The organism is Sphingomonas sp., assembly GCF_964263785.1.
Lineage (GTDB): Bacteria > Pseudomonadota > Alphaproteobacteria > Sphingomonadales > Sphingomonadaceae > Sphingomonas.
Window position 1 is genome coordinate 24959 of sequence record NZ_CAXVWL010000132.1, and the last position, 15678, is coordinate 40636.

The window sequence follows — 15678 nt, forward strand, 5'->3', positions numbered from 1 at the left end:
GTGCCTATCTGGGATCGCCGGCTAGAAAAATCGAGACGCCCTCGATACTTAGCCGCGTCTCAATCTCTGCGAGGAGCCGGTCGAGTCCCGGCTGGTCGGGGGCTTCGGCGCGTACGGTGAGCGCGGGTTCAGTGTTCGATGCGCGCAGCAGCCACCAGCCGTCGCCGGTCGTCACGCGCGCGCCGTCGGTGCGGTCGATGTCGGCACCCTCGGCGTTCAGCCTGGTCACCACCGCATCGACGATGGCGAACTTGCGCGACTCGTCGACGGGCACGCGGATCTCGGGACTGGCGACCAGCGAGGGCAGCGCGTTGCGCAAGTCTGCCAGCGAACCGCCCGACAGATGCACCGCGCGGATCAGCTGGACCGCGGCATACGGTGCGTCGTCGAAGCCGCCTTGCGCCTCCCCGAAGAAGATGTGCCCCGACATCTCGCCGCCCAAGGCCGCGCCGGTCTCGATCATCTTTTCCTTCATCAGACTGTGGCCCGATTTCCACATCACCGGCCTGCCACCGAGCGCGGCGATCCGGTCGAACAGCGTGCGGCTCGCCTTGACGTCGCCGACGATCGTCGCGCCAGGATGCGCGCGCAGCGCGGGTTCGGCAAGGATGGCGAGGAGCTGGTCGCCCCAGACGACCCGGCCGTGCGCATCGACCGCACCGATCCGGTCGCCGTCGCCGTCGAAGGCGACGCCGAAATCGAGGTTCCGCTCAGCAACGACGCGCTTGAGATCGGCGAGGTTCGCCTCGATTGTGGGGTCGGGGTGATGGTTGGGGAAGGCGCCGTCGACCTCGGCGAAAAGCAGGTAATGTTCGCCGGGCAGCTGCGCAGCGAGGCGCTCGATCGCGGGCCCCGCCGCGCCGTTGCCGCAGTCCCAGGCGATGCGGAACGCGCCGCCCGCATAGCCCGACAGCAGCCGCCCGACATAGGCGTCGAGGACATCGGCGTCAGTGACGGTGCCCGCGCCTTCCTCCCAATCGCCTGCCTCGGCCATCGTCGCGAGCCCCTGGATGGCCGCGCCGAAGAAGGAGCGGTGCGCGTGGACGAGCTTGAAGCCATTATACTCCGCCGGGTTGTGACTGCCGGTGACCTGGACGCCGCCGTCGACCTCAAGGGTGCGCTCGGCGTGGTAGAGCATCGGCGTTGGGCCCAGCCCGATGCGGACGACGTCGACGCCGCTCGCTGCCAGCCCCTCGATCAGCGCGGCTTCGAGCATCGGCGAGGTGGTGCGCCCGTCGCGTCCCACCGCGAGGCGCGTGCCGCCTGCTCGGCGGATGCACGTCGCGAAGCCGCGGCCGATCGCATAGGCGTCGTCCTCGCCGAGCGTCTGGCCGACGATGCCGCGGACGTCGTACTCGCGCAGCGCCGCGGGGTCGATGCGGTGCGTCAAGTCGTGCCTTGGCGCAAGGACAGCAGCAGGTCGCGCGCAGCGTTGGCGCGGCCTGCGAGCTCGGTCGATCCGCCACGGTCGGGATGGACGTCGGCCAGGATGCGGCGGTGCGCGGCGCGGATCGCGTCGGCGTCGTCGTGCGCCGACACGCCGAGAATATTGCGCGCCTCTGCGGCATCGCGCACCAGCCTGGCGTCGACCGCGGCGCGCTTGCGCTTGCGGCGCAGGAATACCCACGCACCGTAGACGATCGCCAGGACGAGCAGCCACTTCATCATGCGGCGACGCCGGGGATTGCGGGTTCGGTCGCGACAGGGTCCGGCAGCTGCAACGCGGCCATCATCTCGCGCAACTCCTGCCGCGCGGCGACATGGGCGAGTCCCATCGACCCGAACGCCTTGGAATCGATCATCGTCAGCCCGGCGGGGAACATCTCGCGGTAAATCACGCGTTCGCCGAGTCCCGGAATGAGACGGAAACCGACCCGCTTCGACAATTGCCCGAGCGCGTCGGAGACGCGGCGCATATTGCGCGCCTCGATATGCTGGAGCCGGTTGCGCAGCACGACCCAGTCGATCGTCGTCCCGTCGGCGCGCGCGCGCTGCTTGCGGACGTCCCAGATCAGTTCGGAATAGAAGCTCGGGCGCTTGACCTGATAGGTCTCGGGATCGACCTGGCCGATGAGGTCGAAATCGACGAAGCTGTCGTTGATCGGGGTGACCAGTGTGTTCGACAGCGTCGCGGCGGTACGCGCGAACTGGTCGTCGCGGCCGGGGGTGTCGACGACGAGATAGTCGGTACCTTCCGACAGGCGGCCCCACAGGTCCTGGAAGCCGTCCTCGGACTGGCTGGTATGGGTCGCGTGGGCGGGCATCGGCAGCTCGGCGCCGGTGCGCTTTACCGTCTCGGCGCGGTTGTCGAGGTAGCGGCCAACGGTGCGCTGGCGATGGTCGAGATCGAGGCAGGCGACACGCGCGCCCTTGGCGGCGAGCGCGATCGCGACGTGGACCGCGGTCGTCGACTTGCCGGTGCCGCCCTTCTCGTTGGCGAAGACGATGATGTGCGGTGTGGCCCCCGGCAAGTCGGCGCATCCCTTGTTGATTGCGTGGTTTCCCCTCCATAGAAGCCCCGGGGCCGGGGAACGAGGGGAAAAACGTGTTGACCATTCGCGAGCTTGCGCCGTTGCGTGAGGCCCTCGCCGCCTGGGGGTCGGAGGGCGCGCGCGTCGCGCTGGTGCCGACGATGGGGGCGCATCATGCCGGGCACATGGCGCTGGTCGAAGCGGCACGGCGACCGGGCACCAAGGTGGTGGCGTCGATCTTCGTCAACCCGAAGCAGTTCGGCGCGAACGAGGATTTGTCGCGCTATCCGCGCAAGGAAATGGCGGACCTCAGGATGCTGAGCGAGGCGGGGTGCGACCTCGCCTGGCTGCCCTCGGCCGAGGAGATGTACCCGGCGGGCTTCGCGACCAACGTGTCGGTGTCGAGGGTGAGCGACCGCTTCGACGGCGCGGCGCGGCCCGGGCATTTCGACGGGGTCGCGACGGTGGTGGCGAAGCTGTTCAACCAGGTCCGCCCCGATGCCGCGTATTTCGGCGAAAAGGATTTCCAGCAATTGGCGGTCATCCGCCGGATGGTCGCAGATCTCGATTTCGCCGTCGAGATCGTCGGGGTGCCGACCCAGCGTGAGGACGACGGGCTCGCGCTGTCGTCGCGCAATGTCTATCTCGACGACGACGAGCGCGCGCGCGCCGTCGCGTTGCCGCGTGCTCTGGGTGTAGCGGCGCGTGCGATCGCGCGGGGGGACGCCGTCGAGGATGCGCTGAACGACGCGCGCACCGCGCTGGCCGGGGCGGGGTTCACGGTCGACTATGTCGCGCTGGCCGACGCCGAGACGCTCATCCCCGATCCCGCGCCCGATCGTCCGCGCAGGCTGCTCGCGGCGGCGCGGATGGGCGCGACCAGGCTCATCGACAACGTGGCGGTATGACACGGTTAACCCGTTAACCATTTGTAGACACGACTCGTCCCATACCGCCCCATCACGATAGGGTGACGGGGGCGACACATGGGCCAGAGCCTGAAGAGCGCGCAATTCCTGATGGAACGCCGGCTGATCGACGCCGCACGCGGCGACGCGAACGCATTGTACGATCTGGGGATCGTCTATTCGATGGGAACGTCGGACTATGGCATCGACCTGATCGAAGCGCACAAATGGTTCAACCTGGCGGCCGTGTCGGGCATGGTCGAAGCGGCGGAAGCACGCGCTGACGTGGCCGAGGACATGACCGCGCGCGAGATCGCCGAAGCGCAGCGGCAGGCGCGGGCGTGGCTGGGCGCGACGCGCCGATTGGCGGCTTAACCGAGGTCTCAGCCCACGCTGCATGCTCCGTCCCGGACTTGTTCCGGGGTCCAGCGCGAGGCAGGCGATGCGCTCAGAGATCATAGCCTTTCGCGCGAAGCACCCCGGACCCCGGAACAAGTCCGGGGTGACGGGATAGAGATCAGCCCGCCTTTTTGGCCGCAGGCTTCTTCGCGGCGAGTTTTGTTCCCGTAGCTTTCGCAGGTGCCTTCTTCGGTGGCGCCTTCTTGACCACCTTCTTCTTGCTCTTGCTCGGCGCTGCCGCGGCGCGCGCGTCGATCAGTTGCGCGGCTTCCTCCAGCGTCAGCGCGTCGGGCTGAATTGTCTTCGGCAGCGTCGCATTGGTCTCGCCGTCGGTGACGTAAGGACCGTAGCGTCCCTCCATCAGCCTGATCTCCGCCTCGGTCCGCGGATGCGCGCCCAGCACCTTGAGCGGCGCGGCGGCTCCGCGTTGCGGCCGTCCGCCGCCCGCCGCGGCTTCCGCCAGCTTGACCACCGCGGCGTTCATCCCTGTTTCGAACACGTCAGCGGTCGAGGTCAGCCGCGCATACTTGCCCGCATGCGCCAGATACGGTCCATACCGCCCGATCGACGCGGTGATCGGTTCAGCCGTCTCCGGGTGCGTGCCGATCGTCCTCGGCAGGCTCAGCAGCTTGAGCGCCCATTCCAGATCGAGCTCGGGAATATCCTTGGGGATCGACGCGCGCTTGGCCTCCTTGCCTTCGCCGAGCTGGATGTATGGCCCGAACCGCCCCGATTTGCGCTCGACCGGCAAGCCGGTTTCGGGATCCTTGCCGAGCGACTCGGGTACGGAATCCTCGCCCTCGCCGCCGGGCTGCGCGAAGCGACGGGTGTATTTGCATTCCGGGTAGTTGGAGCAGGCGATGAACGCGCCAAATTTGCCGCCGCGCAGCGCCAGACTCCCCACGTTGCAATTGGGGCACAGCCGCGGGTCGGTGCCGTCGGCCTTGTCGGGAAACAAATAAGGCGCGAGAAACTGGTCGAGTTCGGCGGTGATCGCCGAGGGTTGTTGCTCCATCACCTCGGTCGTCAGCGGCTTGAAGTCGCGCCAGAAGGCGTCGAGCACCGCCTGCCACCCCGCGCGGCCCCCCGACACCTCGTCGAGCTCGTCCTCCAGCTCGGCGGTGTAATCGTAGCCGACGTATTTGGGGAAAAAGCGCTCCAGGAACGCGGTCACCAGCCGTCCGCTCTCCTCAGCCTTGAAGCGGTTCTTCTCGACCTGGACGTAGGCGCGGTCCTTCAACGTCTTGATGATCGACGCATAAGTCGACGGACGGCCGATGCCGAGCTCCTCCATCCGCTTGACCAGCGACGCTTCGGAGAAGCGTGGTGGCGGCTGGGTGAAATGCTGCTCGGCGTTGACCGCCTTCTTGGCGGGGGCATCGCCCTCGCGCAGCCGCGGGAGGCGCCTGGCGTCCTCATCCGCGCTATCGTCCTGACCTTCCTCGTAGAGCGCGAGGTAGCCGGGAAAGAGCACGACCTGCCCGGTCGCGCGCAGGACGTGGCGGCCGGTGCCCTCGGACAGTTCGACCGTCGTCCGTTCCATTCTCGCGGAAGCCATTTGGCTGGCGAGCGCGCGCTTCCAAACGAGGTCGTATAGACGGGCGTGGTCGCCCGATCCCACCTTGTCGCGCCCGAAATCGGTCGGGCGGATCGCTTCATGCGCTTCCTGCGCGTTCTTTGCCTTGGTCTGGTACTGCCGCGGCTTGTCGGGGACGTAGCTCGCGTCGTAGCGATTGGCGACGGCGAGCCGCGCGGCGGAGATCGCCGAATGATCCATCTGCACGCCGTCGGTGCGCATATAGGTGATCGCGCCGTCCTCGTAGAGCTGCTGCGCGATCCGCATCGTATGATCCGCGGAGAAGCCGAGCTTGCGCGCCGCCTCCTGCTGCAAGGTCGAGGTGGTGAAGGGCGGCGGCGGGTTGCGGGTCGTCGGCTTGGTCTCGACGGTCTGGACGGAGAAGCGGCCGTCCTCGACCGCCGTCTTGGCTTTCAGCGCATCGCCCTCCCCGCCGATCGAAAGCCGGTCGAGCTTCTTGCCCTCCCATTGCACCAGCCGCGCCACGAACGGGGTGCCGTCATGCTCCAGATCGGCGATCACCGACCAATATTCCTGCGCCCGGAACGCCTCGATCTCGCGCTCGCGCTCGACGATCAGGCGCAGCGACACCGATTGCACGCGTCCTGCCGACTTGGCGCCGGGCAGCTTGCGCCACAGCACCGGCGACAGCGTGAAGCCGACCAGGTAATCAAGCGCGCGGCGCGCCCGATAGGCGTCGATCAGGTCGGTATCGAGTTCGCGCGGCCGCGCCATCGCCTCGGTCACCGCCTGTTTGGTGATCGCGTTGAAGGTGACGCGCTGAACGTCCTTGGGCAGCGCCTTGCGGTTGCGCAGCACCTCCTGGACGTGCCAGGAGATCGCCTCGCCCTCGCGATCGGGGTCGGTGGCGAGGATCAGCCGCTCGGCGGTCTTCGACAGGTCGGCGATGGCTTTGAGCTGCTTGGCCTTGTCGGCATAATTCTCCCACAGCATCGCGAAACCATCGTCGGGATCGACCGACCCGTCCTTGGGCGGCAGGTCGCGGACGTGGCCGTACGAGGCGAGGACCCGGTAGTCCGAGCCCAGATATTTCTCGATGGTCTTCGCCTTGGCGGGCGACTCGACGATAACAAGCTGCATGAGTTGGAACAGGTCCTTACGTGTACGCGCGAGGATCGGGGGATGGATCGCCTGCGTCAAGCGAGGTGCGAAGCTCCAGCGCGCGGGCGAACACCGCTTCGAACATCGGCGTCGTCAGACGGCCGGTGTTCTGATTGTAGCGCGAGCAGTGATAGCTATCGAGCAGGATGCGGCCGTCGGGCATGCGGTGTTCGGCGAGGTGGCCGAACTTGGCCTTGGGCAGCCGTCCGCCGAGCACCTTCACCGCGGATTGGTGCGCGATCTGGCCGAGCGCGACGAACACGCGGGCGTGGGGCAGCACCGCGGCTTGCGCTTCCAGAAAGGGGCGGCAGGTGCGAATTTCCTCGGGCGTCGGCTTGTTGGCGGGCGGCAGGCATTTGACCGCGTTGATGACAATGGCGCCGTGGAGCCGGAAATCGTCCTCGGGCGTCGCGGCATAGGTTCCGCTCGCCAGCCCGTATTTGCTCAACGTGTGGAACAACAATTGCCCTGAGAAATCGCCGGTGAAGGGGCGGCCGGTGCGGTTGGCGCCGTGCTTGCCCGGCGCCAGGCCGATGACGCCGAGCCACGCCGCGCGGTCGCCGAACGCGTTGACGGGCGCGTTCCACCACACGGGATATTCGGCGCGCAACTCTTCGCGAAAGGCGACCAGGCGCGGGCAGCGCGGGCAATCGAGCGGCGGTTCGGTTTCGGGGATCGGGGAGGGTGCGAAGATCATCGCGACCCGTTACGCGCTCGGGCATGCCGGCGACAACCTATGCCATCGCACTCGGATCGAACGTGTACGGCCGTCACGGTGCGCCGGAGCGGACGCTTGCGGCCGCGCTGGCCGCGGTCGGCGGCGTGCTGGCGGCGGCGCCGGTGATCCGCAGCGACGCGGTCGGACCATCGCGGCGGCGTTACGCCAATACGGTCGCACTGATCGCGAGCGAAGAGCCGCCGCCTGCGCTGCTCGCGCGGCTGAAGCGGATCGAGCGCGCATTCGGGCGCAGGCCGGGGCGGGCTTGGGGCGCGCGGGTGCTCGATCTCGACATCGTCCTCTGGTCGCAGGGCGCGTGGCGCAGTGCCGGGCTGACGGTGCCGCACCGAGCCTTTCGCACTCGCGGCTTCGTCCTCCATCCGCTGGCACGCATCGCGCCGCGCTGGCGCGATCCGGTGACGGCACGCACGGTCCGCCAATTGGCCCGGGCGGTTGACCGCCCGCGCCCACGCTCCTAGGTCGCGGCAACGCCGAACGTGGGTCCGTAGCTCAGTTGGTAGAGCAAGCGACTTTTAATCGAGAGGTCCCGGGTTCGAGCCCCGGCGGACCCACCACGGCGGTGCAGGACGTCCCCTCGCGTCCGTGGCCATGGGCGACAAGGCTCGGCTCACGGCGCCAGCGCGATCTCGAACGGCCCTGCGGGCAGCCCGGCGGCATCGAACAGTTTGACCGAGGGACTACCGGCCCAGGCAACCAGGGATGCAGCGCGGTTCGCCGATTGCCCATGATCCCGTCCTCTCCATGAGGGTCTTTCGAGTCGCGGGAGCCCCTGCTAGGTTGCGGTAACACGAACGCTAGGGAGAGCCGATTGTCGACCCATCCCTTGCCCGCCACGTGCCAGGCATCGCGCCCGGCGATGCTTGCGGCAGCCCTGGCCTTCCTGTGGTGCGCCATCGTGCCTGCCGCGGCGCAGACCGCCTTGCCCAACGCCGCGCCCGCGCCCGCCAGCGCACCGATCCCGCCGATGGGCTGGAACAGCTGCAACAGGTTCGGCTGCGACGTCGGGGCGAACGGGCTGGCGCTCTCCGCTCGCGGCGGCCTGCTCATCGCCGACAGCGGCCGGCGCAGCCCCGACCGCATCGGCCCGCATACCCGGCGGCGTACGATCCCGGTCGATCGGTATCGCAGCCGGCGGTTCAACAGCCCCAAAGATCTGCACGTCGCGTGCGACGGCGCGCTGTTCTGTACAGTACCAGGAGGCTGCATGGTGATGACGTCCGCAGCCGAGCCGCTGGGGCTTATCGAATGGAGCGGCTCGATCGCCAATTGCATCTTTGATGAGGGCGTATGGACCTTCTTCCTGACCGCATCGGGCAGCGTGTTCGGTATGCCGTTCGCGCGCGGTCATCAGGCATGATCCCTTCTGGTGACCGGCGGTTGCCCGCACCGCTCATCGGTGCCGGGCTGGGCGCGGTGGCGATCGTCGTCGTGCTGCTGGCGGGAATGGCGATCGACCGCTGGCCGTTCGAATTCGACCGCGCGATCCTGACCGGCTTGCGTGCCTGGGGCGGCCCCGCCGGGCTGGCGGGCGCAGCGATCAACGTCACCGCGCTGGGCAGCGGCACGGTGCTGACGATCGTCGTGCTCGCGGTCGCCGGGCTGCTGCTGGTCCAGCGCCTGCCGCTCACCGCCGCTGCAACGGTCCTGGCGTGCTGGAGCGGCGGGCGGGTCGTCGATCTCGCCAAGGATCATTTCGCGCGTGCTCGCCCCGAGCTGGTCGCGCATCTGGTTCCCGTCACCAATGCCAGTTTTCCGAGCGGCCATGCGGCGTCGAGCGCGGTCTGCTACCTGACGCTGGCGGCACTCGCCGCGCAGGTGACGCAGGACCGCCGAACGAAACGGTATCTGGCAATCGTCGCGATCCTGCTGGTCGGCGCGATCGGCGCCAGCCGGGTGTATCTCGGGGTGCATTGGCCGAGCGATGTGCTGGCGGGATGGAGCTTCGGCACGCTGTGGGCGCTCGCATGGTGGTTCGCGACCGCAAAGGCGCGCGCATCACTCGGCGGCGAGCGTTAGCAACGCTTGCGCCGCCTTCAGATGCGGCGCGTCGATCATTCGCCCATCGAGCTGGAGCGTGCCCGCGCCCGGGTTTTCGGCGAACGCCTCGACGATGCGGCGGGCGTGCGCGATCTCGTCCGCCGAGGGGGTGAAGGCGGCGTTGATCACCGGCACCTGCGAGGGGTGGATCGCCATCATGCCGGTAAAGCCGTCGCGCCGTCCCCGCGCGGCATAAGCGGCGAGGCCGTCGAGGTCGCGAAAATCCGGGTATACGGTCTCGATGGCGGGCACCCCTGCGGCATGTGCGCCGAACAGGACGAGTGCGCGGGCCACCTGATAGGGGGCGGTGTAGCTGCCATCGGCTTCACGTGCGGTCGCCGCGCCGATCGCGGCGGGCAGATCCTCGGCACCCCAGGTCAGGCCGCACAGCCGCTGGGTCACGCCGCCATAGGTGCCGAGGGTGAAGATCGCCGCCGCGGTTTCGCTGGCGATCGGCAGGATGCGCGTGCCGTCCGACAGCATGCCGTCCAATCGCGCCAGCGACGCCGCGCCTTCGGCCTTGGGCAGGACGATGCCGTCCGGTGCGGCGCTCTGCACCGCAGCCAAATCGTCCTCGGCAAGCCCGGACTCGAGCGGGTTGATGCGCACGAAGACCGCGACACGCCGCGGCTCGTGAAGGAACGCCGCCACCGCGGCCCGTGCGCGGGGCTTGTTCTCGGGCGCTACCGCATCCTCAAGATCGAGGATCAACGCGTCGGCTTCCAGCTGCGCGGCTTTGACCATCCGCTCGGGCCGATCGCCAGGAACGAACAATAGCGAGCGCAACCTCATGCCCGTTCGGCCAGCTTGCGCTCCCAGGCGAGCGCGTCGCGGACGATGCCGTCGAGATCGTCGCGCTCGGGCCGCCACGGCAGCGCGGACAGGATCGCCGCATTGTCCGCGATCAACGCCGCGGGATCGCCCGCGCGGCGTCCTTCGAAACGCCGCGCGATCGTCAGATTGGTCACCCGGTCGACCGCGTCGAGCACCTCCAGCACCGAGAAGCCGCGCCCGTAGCCGCAGTTGAGCGTGTGGCTCTCCGCGGGTCGCTCGATCAGCAGCCCGAGTGCGGCGACGTGCGCGGCGGCGAGGTCCGACACATGGATGTAATCGCGTACGCCGGTACCGTCGGGGGTGTCGAAGTCGGTGCCGTACACCCCGACGCCATCGCGCTTGCCGATCGCCGCCTCGACCGCGATCTTGATGAGATGGGTCGCGCCGATCGTCGACTGGCCGCTACGGCCCTGCGGATCGGCGCCCGCGACGTTGAAATAGCGCAGGCACGCGTAGTTGATCGGGTGCGCCGCGGCGACGTCGCGCAGCATCGCTTCGGTCATCAGCTTCGACATGCCATAGGGATTGATCGGTATCGTCGGATCGCCCTCGGCGACGGGCACCTTTGCGGGCGTACCATAGGTCGCCGCGGTCGAGGAGAAGATGAAGTGCGCGACGCCCGCCGCCACCGCGCTCTCGATCAGCGATCGGCTCGCGGCGGTGTTGTTGCGATAGTATTTGAGCGGGTCGGCAACCGATTCGGGCACCACCACCGACCCTGCGAAATGCAGGATCGCAGCGACCCGGTGTTCGGCGATGACGTCGCGGATGCTTGCGTCCTCCACCGCCAGCTCGACCAGCGTCGCGCGGGCATCGACCGCCCAGTCGAACCCGGTGACGAGATTGTCGACGACCACGACCTGGTGGCCCGCATCGAGCAGCGCAAGCACCGCGTGGCTGCCGATATACCCCGCGCCACCCGTTACCATCACCTTGCCGTCCAGCATTTGCATCTCCTCGGTTGGCGGCGGCTTAGCGGCTTCCTATCTCCTGGGGAACATGACGGAGGCTTGCATGACCGAATACGTGACCCTGGCGGGTGGTTGCTTCTGGTGCACCGAGGCGGTGTTCAAGGACGTCATCGGCGTCGAGAGCGTCGAGAGCGGCTACATCGGCGGCGATGTCGAAAACCCGACGTACAAGCAGGTGTGCGGCGGCGACACCGGCCATGCGGAGGCGATCCGCATCGGCTTCGACCCCGCGCAGCTGCAATTGGGCGACCTGCTCGATATCTTCTTCGCAACGCACGACGCGACCCAGCTGAACCGTCAGGGCAACGACGTCGGCCCCCAATATCGCTCGGCGATGTTCCCGGTCGACGATGCGCAGGAAACCGAGATGCGTGCGGCGATCGAGCGCGCGCAGGCCGATCAGTCCCGCCCGATCGTCACCACGATCGAACCGATGACGATCTGGTACGAAGCGGAGGGCTATCACCAGGATTACTGGGAAACCTCGGGCCGGACGAACGGCTATTGCATGGCGGTGATCCCGCCGAAGCTCCAGAAGCTGCGCAAGAGCTTCGCGGCACGATCGAAGGCGGCGGTGACCGCCTGAGAGTCCGTTTGCAAACGCGCCGCGGCGCTTTTTTACGGTGCCGGCTCGAAACTCGCTCCTCCGCGAGTTTCAAAAACAGACTCTGAGACACATAACGGCTGCGGAACAATCGTGAGGGTGGCCGGTTCTGCGCTCCGCAACACCGGAGTATCCCCATGAAGCTGCACGCCCTCGCCGCCCTCGCCCTTCTCTCCGCGCCGCTCGCCGCGTGCGGTGGCAAGGGGGACGACAAGCTCGCCGGTCAGGTCAAGGATGCGGGAGACAACCAGGCGGATGCGCTCGACGCCGCTGCCGACAACCTTCACGAACAGGCCGACGCGGTAAAGGACAATGCCGAGGACCGCGCCGATGCGGTCGACGATGCCGACGTCAACGCCGATGCGATGACCAACGAGCAGAAGGCCGCGGTGATCAACGGCACCGCGACGGTCAAGTAAAGGACCTGAGTCACCCCGCTTGGGGTGGCTCAAACGTCAATGGTGCGCTGCCCGCCGCAGGCGATCGGCAATCGCCGCGCCGATGTCGGCTTCGGGCACCGGCGCGACCGCAATTCGCGGCTTTGCCGACGCATCGGCACGGTGGAGTGCGTCGAACAGCAGTGATGCGGCCTCCACAACGTCCCCGGATGCGGACAGCGTATCGTTGCCCGTGACGGCACCGAAGCCGATCATCCATTCGTCGGGATCAGGCCCGGTGGCGTCGAGCCGCAGCGGCTTGTTGGGCGCGTAATGACTGGCAAGCTGTCCTGGCGCGGTCACCGCTTCGACGCCTTCAGCCACCGCCGCCCGCCCCAGCACAGCCGCGATCATCGCCGCGGTCACCGGTCCCTGGCGCAGGATGGTATGGCCCGCGACGATGGTGGATTCCACGCCTGCGGTGCACGGACCATCGTCGAGGATCAGCGGCGCCGTGTCGCCAAGGCTGGTGGCGACATGTCCGGCCCGCGTCGGGCTGATGCCGTTGCTGCGGTTGGCAGAAGGTGCCGCCAGCGGCCTGCCCGTCGCAGCCAGCAGCGCCTGCATCGCGCGGTGCGCCGGCACCCGGATCGCGATCGTCGAAAGCCCTGCGGTCACCAACGACGCGATTCCCGCATCCTCGCGCAACGGCAGCACCAATGTCAGCGGCCCGGGCCAGAACGCCGCTGCCAACGCACGCGCGTCCGTATCGAACAGCGCCAGCGCCTCTGCCGCTGCGGCGCTGGCGACGTGAACGATCAGCGGGTTGAACGCAGGTCGGCCTTTGACGGCATAGATATTTGCAACCGCCTGCGCCTGCGTGGCGTCGGCGGCCAAACCGTACACCGTCTCGGTCGGCACTGCTACGATGCCGCCTTCCAGGATCGCCTGCGCGGCGGCGGCCAGGGCAGCCGTTTCGTAGCGGCGGATGCGGGCGTTTGGATTGGCCATCGCCCGGAGCTATAGCGGCGGCGACCGACCAGCATAAGAGGACGCCGATGCCCTTCACCCCGCCGCTGCGCGAGCAGCGACTCGTCCTCGACACCGTTGTGCGAATCGCCGATCTCGCGGCGACCGATCGCTTCGCCGCCGCCTCCGACGACGTTGTCGATGCGGTGCTCGAAGGCGTCGGCGCGTTCGCGGCCGGTGAATGGGCGCCGCTCGCGCGGATCGGCGATACCGTCGGGGCAAAATGGACGCCCGACGGGGTCGTCATGCCCGAGGGCTACGGTCAGGCATATCGCGACTATGTCGAGGGCGGCTGGGGAACGATCGGCGTGCCCGAGGACTTCGGCGGGCAGGGGCTGCCGTTCGTGATCCAGACCGCGGTGCTGGAGACGCTTGGCACTGCCAACATGGCATTCGCTCTCTGCCCGACGCTGACCGTCGGGGCGATCGAGGCGTTGCAGCATCACGGGTCCACGAAGCAACAGACGGACTATCTCCCCCGTCTTGCGACCGGCGAATGGACCGGCACGATGAACCTGACCGAGCCGCAGGCCGGGTCCGACGTCGGTGCGCTGCGCACGGTCGCCACGCCGCTCGGCGACGGCCGCTGGTCGATCAAGGGCACCAAGATCTACATTTCCTTCGGCGACCACGACATGGCGGATAATATCGTCCATCTCGTCCTCGCGCGCACGCCGGATGCCCCGGTGGGCACGCGCGGCATTTCGCTGTTCCTCGTGCCCAAATACCGGCTCGACGCGGATGGCAAGCCCGGCGCGGCGAACGACGTCCACGTGGTCTCGATCGAGCACAAGATGGGACTGCATGCCTCGCCCACCTGCGTGCTGAGCTTCGGTGACACCGACGATTGCATCGGCGAACTGATCGGTGCCGAGCATGGCGGCATGCGTGCGATGTTCACGATGATGAACAACGCACGCCTCAACGTCGGCCTGCAGGGGGTGCAGGTGGCGGAGGGCGCGACCCAGGCCGCAGTCGCCTACGCACTCGACCGCGTGCAGTCGGCGCGCGCGGGTTCGCCTGTTCGTGACTCGGTGCGGATCGTCGAGCACCCCGACGTGCGGCGTATGTTGCTCCGCATGAAAGCGCAGACTCAAGCCGCGCGCGCGCTGGTGTACTATGCCGCGGGGCAGGTCGATCGCGCGACGCTGGGGGAGGCGGGCGCAAAGAACCGGCTCGAACTCGTTACCCCGCTGGCCAAGGCGCACGCAACCGACCTCGGCAACGAGGTCGCCAGCATCGGCATCCAGGTCCACGGCGGCATGGGCTATGTCGAGGAGACCGGCGCCGCGCAGTTTTTCCGCGATGCGCGGATCACTCCGATCTACGAAGGGACGAACGGAATCCAGGCTGCCGACCTCGTCGGACGCAAGCTGGCACTCGATAATGGCGGCGTGTTCGCGGCGCTCGTGAGCGATATTCGGGCCGAAACCAAGGACACCCGGCTGCTTGCGCTGGTCGATTCGTGCGAGCGCATCGGCCGCCGCCTTGCGACGGCCGATGCCGACGACAAACTGGCGGCGAGCTATCCGTTCCTGACCATGCTGTCGGTCGCGACCTGTGGGTGGCTGATGGAGCGCGAGGCGGCCAGCGTCACCGGCACCGACGATTTCGCCGCCTTGAAGCGCGCGTCCGTCCGCTTCTACCTCGAACAGATCGTCCCCGAAGCGCTCGGCCTCGAAGCCGCTGCGAGCGCCGACGCCGGCATTCTCTACGCGGTTGCAGCCGAGGCGTTCGCGGCGTGAGCCGACTCTAGCGCGCCAGCGTCGGGAACCCCGCCTTGAACGCCGCGACCTTGGGCTTGTCCCAGGTCACGATGTACGGATGGGTGGGGTTCCGGTCGAAGAAGTTCTGGTGATACGCCTCGGCTGGGAAGAAGCGGCCCTGCTCGATTCGCGTCGCGATCGGCTGTTTCCAGGCACGGGTGCGGCCGAGCTGTGCGATGTACGCACGTGCGACGCGGGCCTGATCGGGGCTCTGTGGAAAGATCGCCGAGCGGTAACTCGGGCCGCTATCGGGGCCTTGCCGGTTCACCTCCGTCGGATCGTGCGCGATCGAGAAATAGACGCGCAGCAGCGTCGCGTAGCTGACCTTGGCGGGATCGTAGGTGATACGGATCGCCTCGGCATGCCGCGTCGTCTCGGTCGACACCGCGTCGTAGGTCGCGGTGGCAGGCGTGCCGCCGGCATAGCCGGCAGTCACGCCGGTCACGCCCTTCACATGCTCGAACACCGCCTCCATGCCCCAAAAGCAGCCGCCCGCGAGTACTGCGACCTGCGGCCCTTTGGCGGCGGGCACGTCGATGGCGGCGGCGGGAATGACGACCGCGCGCTCGGCGCTGGCGCCGGTAGTGGCGAAACCAAGGGCGAGGGCGCCGATTGCGGCGGCGGAGAGGATGGCGGTGCGCAAGCAACCCATATGGGTTTCATTCGCCGCCGCGCTAGATAAGCGCCACTTCGGCCAGTCGGCCGACCAGTTCCGGCGGCATCTCGGCCAGCCCCTGCGCGCCGTTGCCCAGATCGACCGGCGCATCGGCATGCTCGAGATAGCGCCAGCCCTGGTGCGCGCGCTTGGGACGCGCCTGGACGAGGACCAGTGCGGCGTCGATGTG

The 15678-nt window shown here is 68.0% G+C and carries 18 protein-coding genes and 1 tRNA gene; 9 read left to right on the plus strand and 10 right to left on the minus strand.

The window, feature by feature from the left end:
* Positions 1-4 precede the first annotated feature (4 nt).
* From pgmG to ACE5C1_RS17100, 3 genes are read right to left on the minus strand one after another with little or no spacing between them, the layout of a single operon-like run.
* Entirely contained in the window at positions 5-1390 is a 1386-nt protein-coding gene (pgmG, locus tag ACE5C1_RS17090) for a phosphoglucomutase/phosphomannomutase PgmG (protein WP_374945281.1), read from the minus strand.
* The gene (locus ACE5C1_RS17095) at positions 1387-1668 is read right to left on the minus strand and encodes a J domain-containing protein (protein WP_374945282.1); all 282 of its coding nucleotides are present in this window, start codon (positions 1666-1668) and stop codon (positions 1387-1389) included. Before ACE5C1_RS17095 ends, pgmG begins: the two co-directional genes overlap by 4 nt.
* Positions 1665-2471: a division plane positioning ATPase MipZ gene (locus tag ACE5C1_RS17100; protein ID WP_374945283.1), complete on the minus strand. Its 807-nt coding sequence runs from the start codon at positions 2469-2471 to the stop codon at positions 1665-1667. Before ACE5C1_RS17100 ends, ACE5C1_RS17095 begins: the two co-directional genes overlap by 4 nt.
* Before the next feature lie 74 nt (positions 2472-2545).
* On the opposite strand from ACE5C1_RS17100, the gene panC reads away from it, so the two are divergent.
* Together panC and ACE5C1_RS17110 are read left to right on the plus strand one after the other, a co-directional pair.
* Positions 2546-3379: a pantoate--beta-alanine ligase gene (gene panC, locus ACE5C1_RS17105; RefSeq protein WP_374945284.1), complete on the plus strand. Its 834-nt coding sequence runs from the start codon at positions 2546-2548 to the stop codon at positions 3377-3379.
* A 78-nt stretch (positions 3380-3457) separates the two neighbouring features.
* Positions 3458-3754, plus strand: a complete 297-nt coding sequence (locus tag ACE5C1_RS17110; protein ID WP_374945285.1) for a hypothetical protein — start codon at positions 3458-3460, stop codon at positions 3752-3754.
* Between the two features lie 142 nt (positions 3755-3896).
* Here the strand turns inward: ACE5C1_RS17110 and topA are convergent, their stop codons facing one another.
* Positions 3897-6455, minus strand: coding sequence for a type I DNA topoisomerase (topA, locus tag ACE5C1_RS17115; protein ID WP_374945286.1), 2559 nt, complete (start codon positions 6453-6455; stop codon positions 3897-3899).
* Between the two features lie 16 nt (positions 6456-6471).
* Positions 6472-7173 (minus strand): uracil-DNA glycosylase, encoded by a 702-nt coding sequence (locus ACE5C1_RS17120; protein ID WP_374945287.1) that lies wholly within the window; start codon positions 7171-7173, stop codon positions 6472-6474.
* A 23-nt stretch (positions 7174-7196) separates the two neighbouring features.
* On the opposite strand from ACE5C1_RS17120, the gene folK reads away from it, so the two are divergent.
* The 4 genes from folK to ACE5C1_RS17140 all read left to right on the plus strand — a co-directional run bounded on the left by folK (position 7197) and on the right by ACE5C1_RS17140 (position 9231).
* A complete protein-coding gene (gene folK / locus ACE5C1_RS17125) occupies positions 7197-7673 on the plus strand; it encodes a 2-amino-4-hydroxy-6-hydroxymethyldihydropteridine diphosphokinase (RefSeq protein ID WP_374945288.1) in 477 nt (158 codons plus the stop codon).
* 20 nt (positions 7674-7693) lie between these two features.
* A tRNA-Lys gene (locus ACE5C1_RS17130) sits at positions 7694-7769 on the plus strand.
* Positions 7770-8023: 254 nt separating this feature from the next.
* Positions 8024-8572, plus strand: coding sequence for a hypothetical protein (locus ACE5C1_RS17135; protein ID WP_374945289.1), 549 nt, complete (start codon positions 8024-8026; stop codon positions 8570-8572).
* Complete coding sequence (locus ACE5C1_RS17140) at positions 8569-9231, plus strand: phosphatase PAP2 family protein (RefSeq protein ID WP_374945290.1); 663 nt, start codon at positions 8569-8571, stop codon at positions 9229-9231. The genes ACE5C1_RS17135 and ACE5C1_RS17140 overlap by 4 nt, the downstream gene beginning before the upstream one ends.
* Here ACE5C1_RS17140 and ACE5C1_RS17145 read toward each other — a convergent pair.
* Positions 9211-10044, minus strand: coding sequence for an HpcH/HpaI aldolase/citrate lyase family protein (locus tag ACE5C1_RS17145; protein WP_374945291.1), 834 nt, complete (start codon positions 10042-10044; stop codon positions 9211-9213). The genes ACE5C1_RS17140 and ACE5C1_RS17145 overlap by 21 nt on opposite strands.
* Entirely contained in the window at positions 10041-11033 is a 993-nt protein-coding gene (gene galE, locus ACE5C1_RS17150) for a UDP-glucose 4-epimerase GalE (RefSeq protein WP_374945292.1), read from the minus strand. The genes ACE5C1_RS17145 and galE overlap by 4 nt, the downstream gene beginning before the upstream one ends.
* A gap of 67 nt (positions 11034-11100) precedes the next feature.
* On the opposite strand from galE, the gene msrA (ACE5C1_RS17155) reads away from it, so the two are divergent.
* Both msrA (ACE5C1_RS17155) and ACE5C1_RS17160 read left to right on the plus strand, forming a co-directional pair.
* Positions 11101-11643 (plus strand): peptide-methionine (S)-S-oxide reductase MsrA, encoded by a 543-nt coding sequence (gene msrA, locus ACE5C1_RS17155; RefSeq protein ID WP_374945293.1) that lies wholly within the window; start codon positions 11101-11103, stop codon positions 11641-11643.
* Positions 11644-11798: 155 nt separating this feature from the next.
* The gene (locus ACE5C1_RS17160; protein ID WP_374945294.1) at positions 11799-12080 is read left to right on the plus strand and encodes a hypothetical protein; all 282 of its coding nucleotides are present in this window, start codon (positions 11799-11801) and stop codon (positions 12078-12080) included.
* Positions 12081-12116: 36 nt separating this feature from the next.
* On the opposite strand, the gene ACE5C1_RS17165 is transcribed toward ACE5C1_RS17160, so the two are convergent.
* On the minus strand, positions 12117-13049 hold the full coding sequence (locus ACE5C1_RS17165) for an L-threonylcarbamoyladenylate synthase (protein WP_374945295.1): 933 nt from the start codon (positions 13047-13049) through the stop codon (positions 12117-12119).
* A gap of 47 nt (positions 13050-13096) precedes the next feature.
* Here ACE5C1_RS17165 and ACE5C1_RS17170 point away from each other — a divergent pair, with 47 nt between their 5' ends.
* Complete coding sequence (locus tag ACE5C1_RS17170; RefSeq protein ID WP_374945296.1) at positions 13097-14812, plus strand: acyl-CoA dehydrogenase; 1716 nt, start codon at positions 13097-13099, stop codon at positions 14810-14812.
* Positions 14813-14819: 7 nt separating this feature from the next.
* Here the strand turns inward: ACE5C1_RS17170 and msrA (ACE5C1_RS17175) are convergent, their stop codons facing one another.
* Entirely contained in the window at positions 14820-15476 is a 657-nt protein-coding gene (gene msrA / locus ACE5C1_RS17175) for a peptide-methionine (S)-S-oxide reductase MsrA (RefSeq protein WP_374945297.1), read from the minus strand.
* Between the two features lie 31 nt (positions 15477-15507).
* On the minus strand, positions 15508-15678 hold a 171-nt coding region (locus ACE5C1_RS17180), incomplete at its 5' end, for a DUF1489 family protein (RefSeq protein ID WP_374945299.1).

Bases quoted from the DNA above. Each gene is read 5' to 3' on its own strand.
- ACE5C1_RS17095 (WP_374945282.1), bottom strand. From the start codon at position 1,668: ATGATGAAGTGGCTGCTCGTCCTGGCGATCGTCTACGGTGCGTGGGTA.
- ACE5C1_RS17110 (WP_374945285.1), top strand. From the start codon at position 3,458: ATGGGCCAGAGCCTGAAGAGCGCGCAATTCCTGATGGAACGCCGGCTG.
- topA (WP_374945286.1), bottom strand. From the start codon at position 6,455: ATGCAGCTTGTTATCGTCGAGTCGCCCGCCAAGGCGAAGACCATCGAG.
- ACE5C1_RS17120 (WP_374945287.1), bottom strand. From the start codon at position 7,173: ATGATCTTCGCACCCTCCCCGATCCCCGAAACCGAACCGCCGCTCGAT.
- folK (WP_374945288.1), top strand. From the start codon at position 7,197: ATGCCGGCGACAACCTATGCCATCGCACTCGGATCGAACGTGTACGGC.
- ACE5C1_RS17140 (WP_374945290.1), top strand. From the start codon at position 8,569: ATGATCCCTTCTGGTGACCGGCGGTTGCCCGCACCGCTCATCGGTGCC.
- ACE5C1_RS17145 (WP_374945291.1), bottom strand. From the start codon at position 10,044: ATGAGGTTGCGCTCGCTATTGTTCGTTCCTGGCGATCGGCCCGAGCGG.
- galE (WP_374945292.1), bottom strand. From the start codon at position 11,033: ATGCTGGACGGCAAGGTGATGGTAACGGGTGGCGCGGGGTATATCGGC.
- msrA (WP_374945293.1), top strand. From the start codon at position 11,101: ATGACCGAATACGTGACCCTGGCGGGTGGTTGCTTCTGGTGCACCGAG.
- ACE5C1_RS17160 (WP_374945294.1), top strand. From the start codon at position 11,799: ATGAAGCTGCACGCCCTCGCCGCCCTCGCCCTTCTCTCCGCGCCGCTC.
- ACE5C1_RS17165 (WP_374945295.1), bottom strand. From the start codon at position 13,049: ATGGCCAATCCAAACGCCCGCATCCGCCGCTACGAAACGGCTGCCCTG.
- ACE5C1_RS17170 (WP_374945296.1), top strand. From the start codon at position 13,097: ATGCCCTTCACCCCGCCGCTGCGCGAGCAGCGACTCGTCCTCGACACC.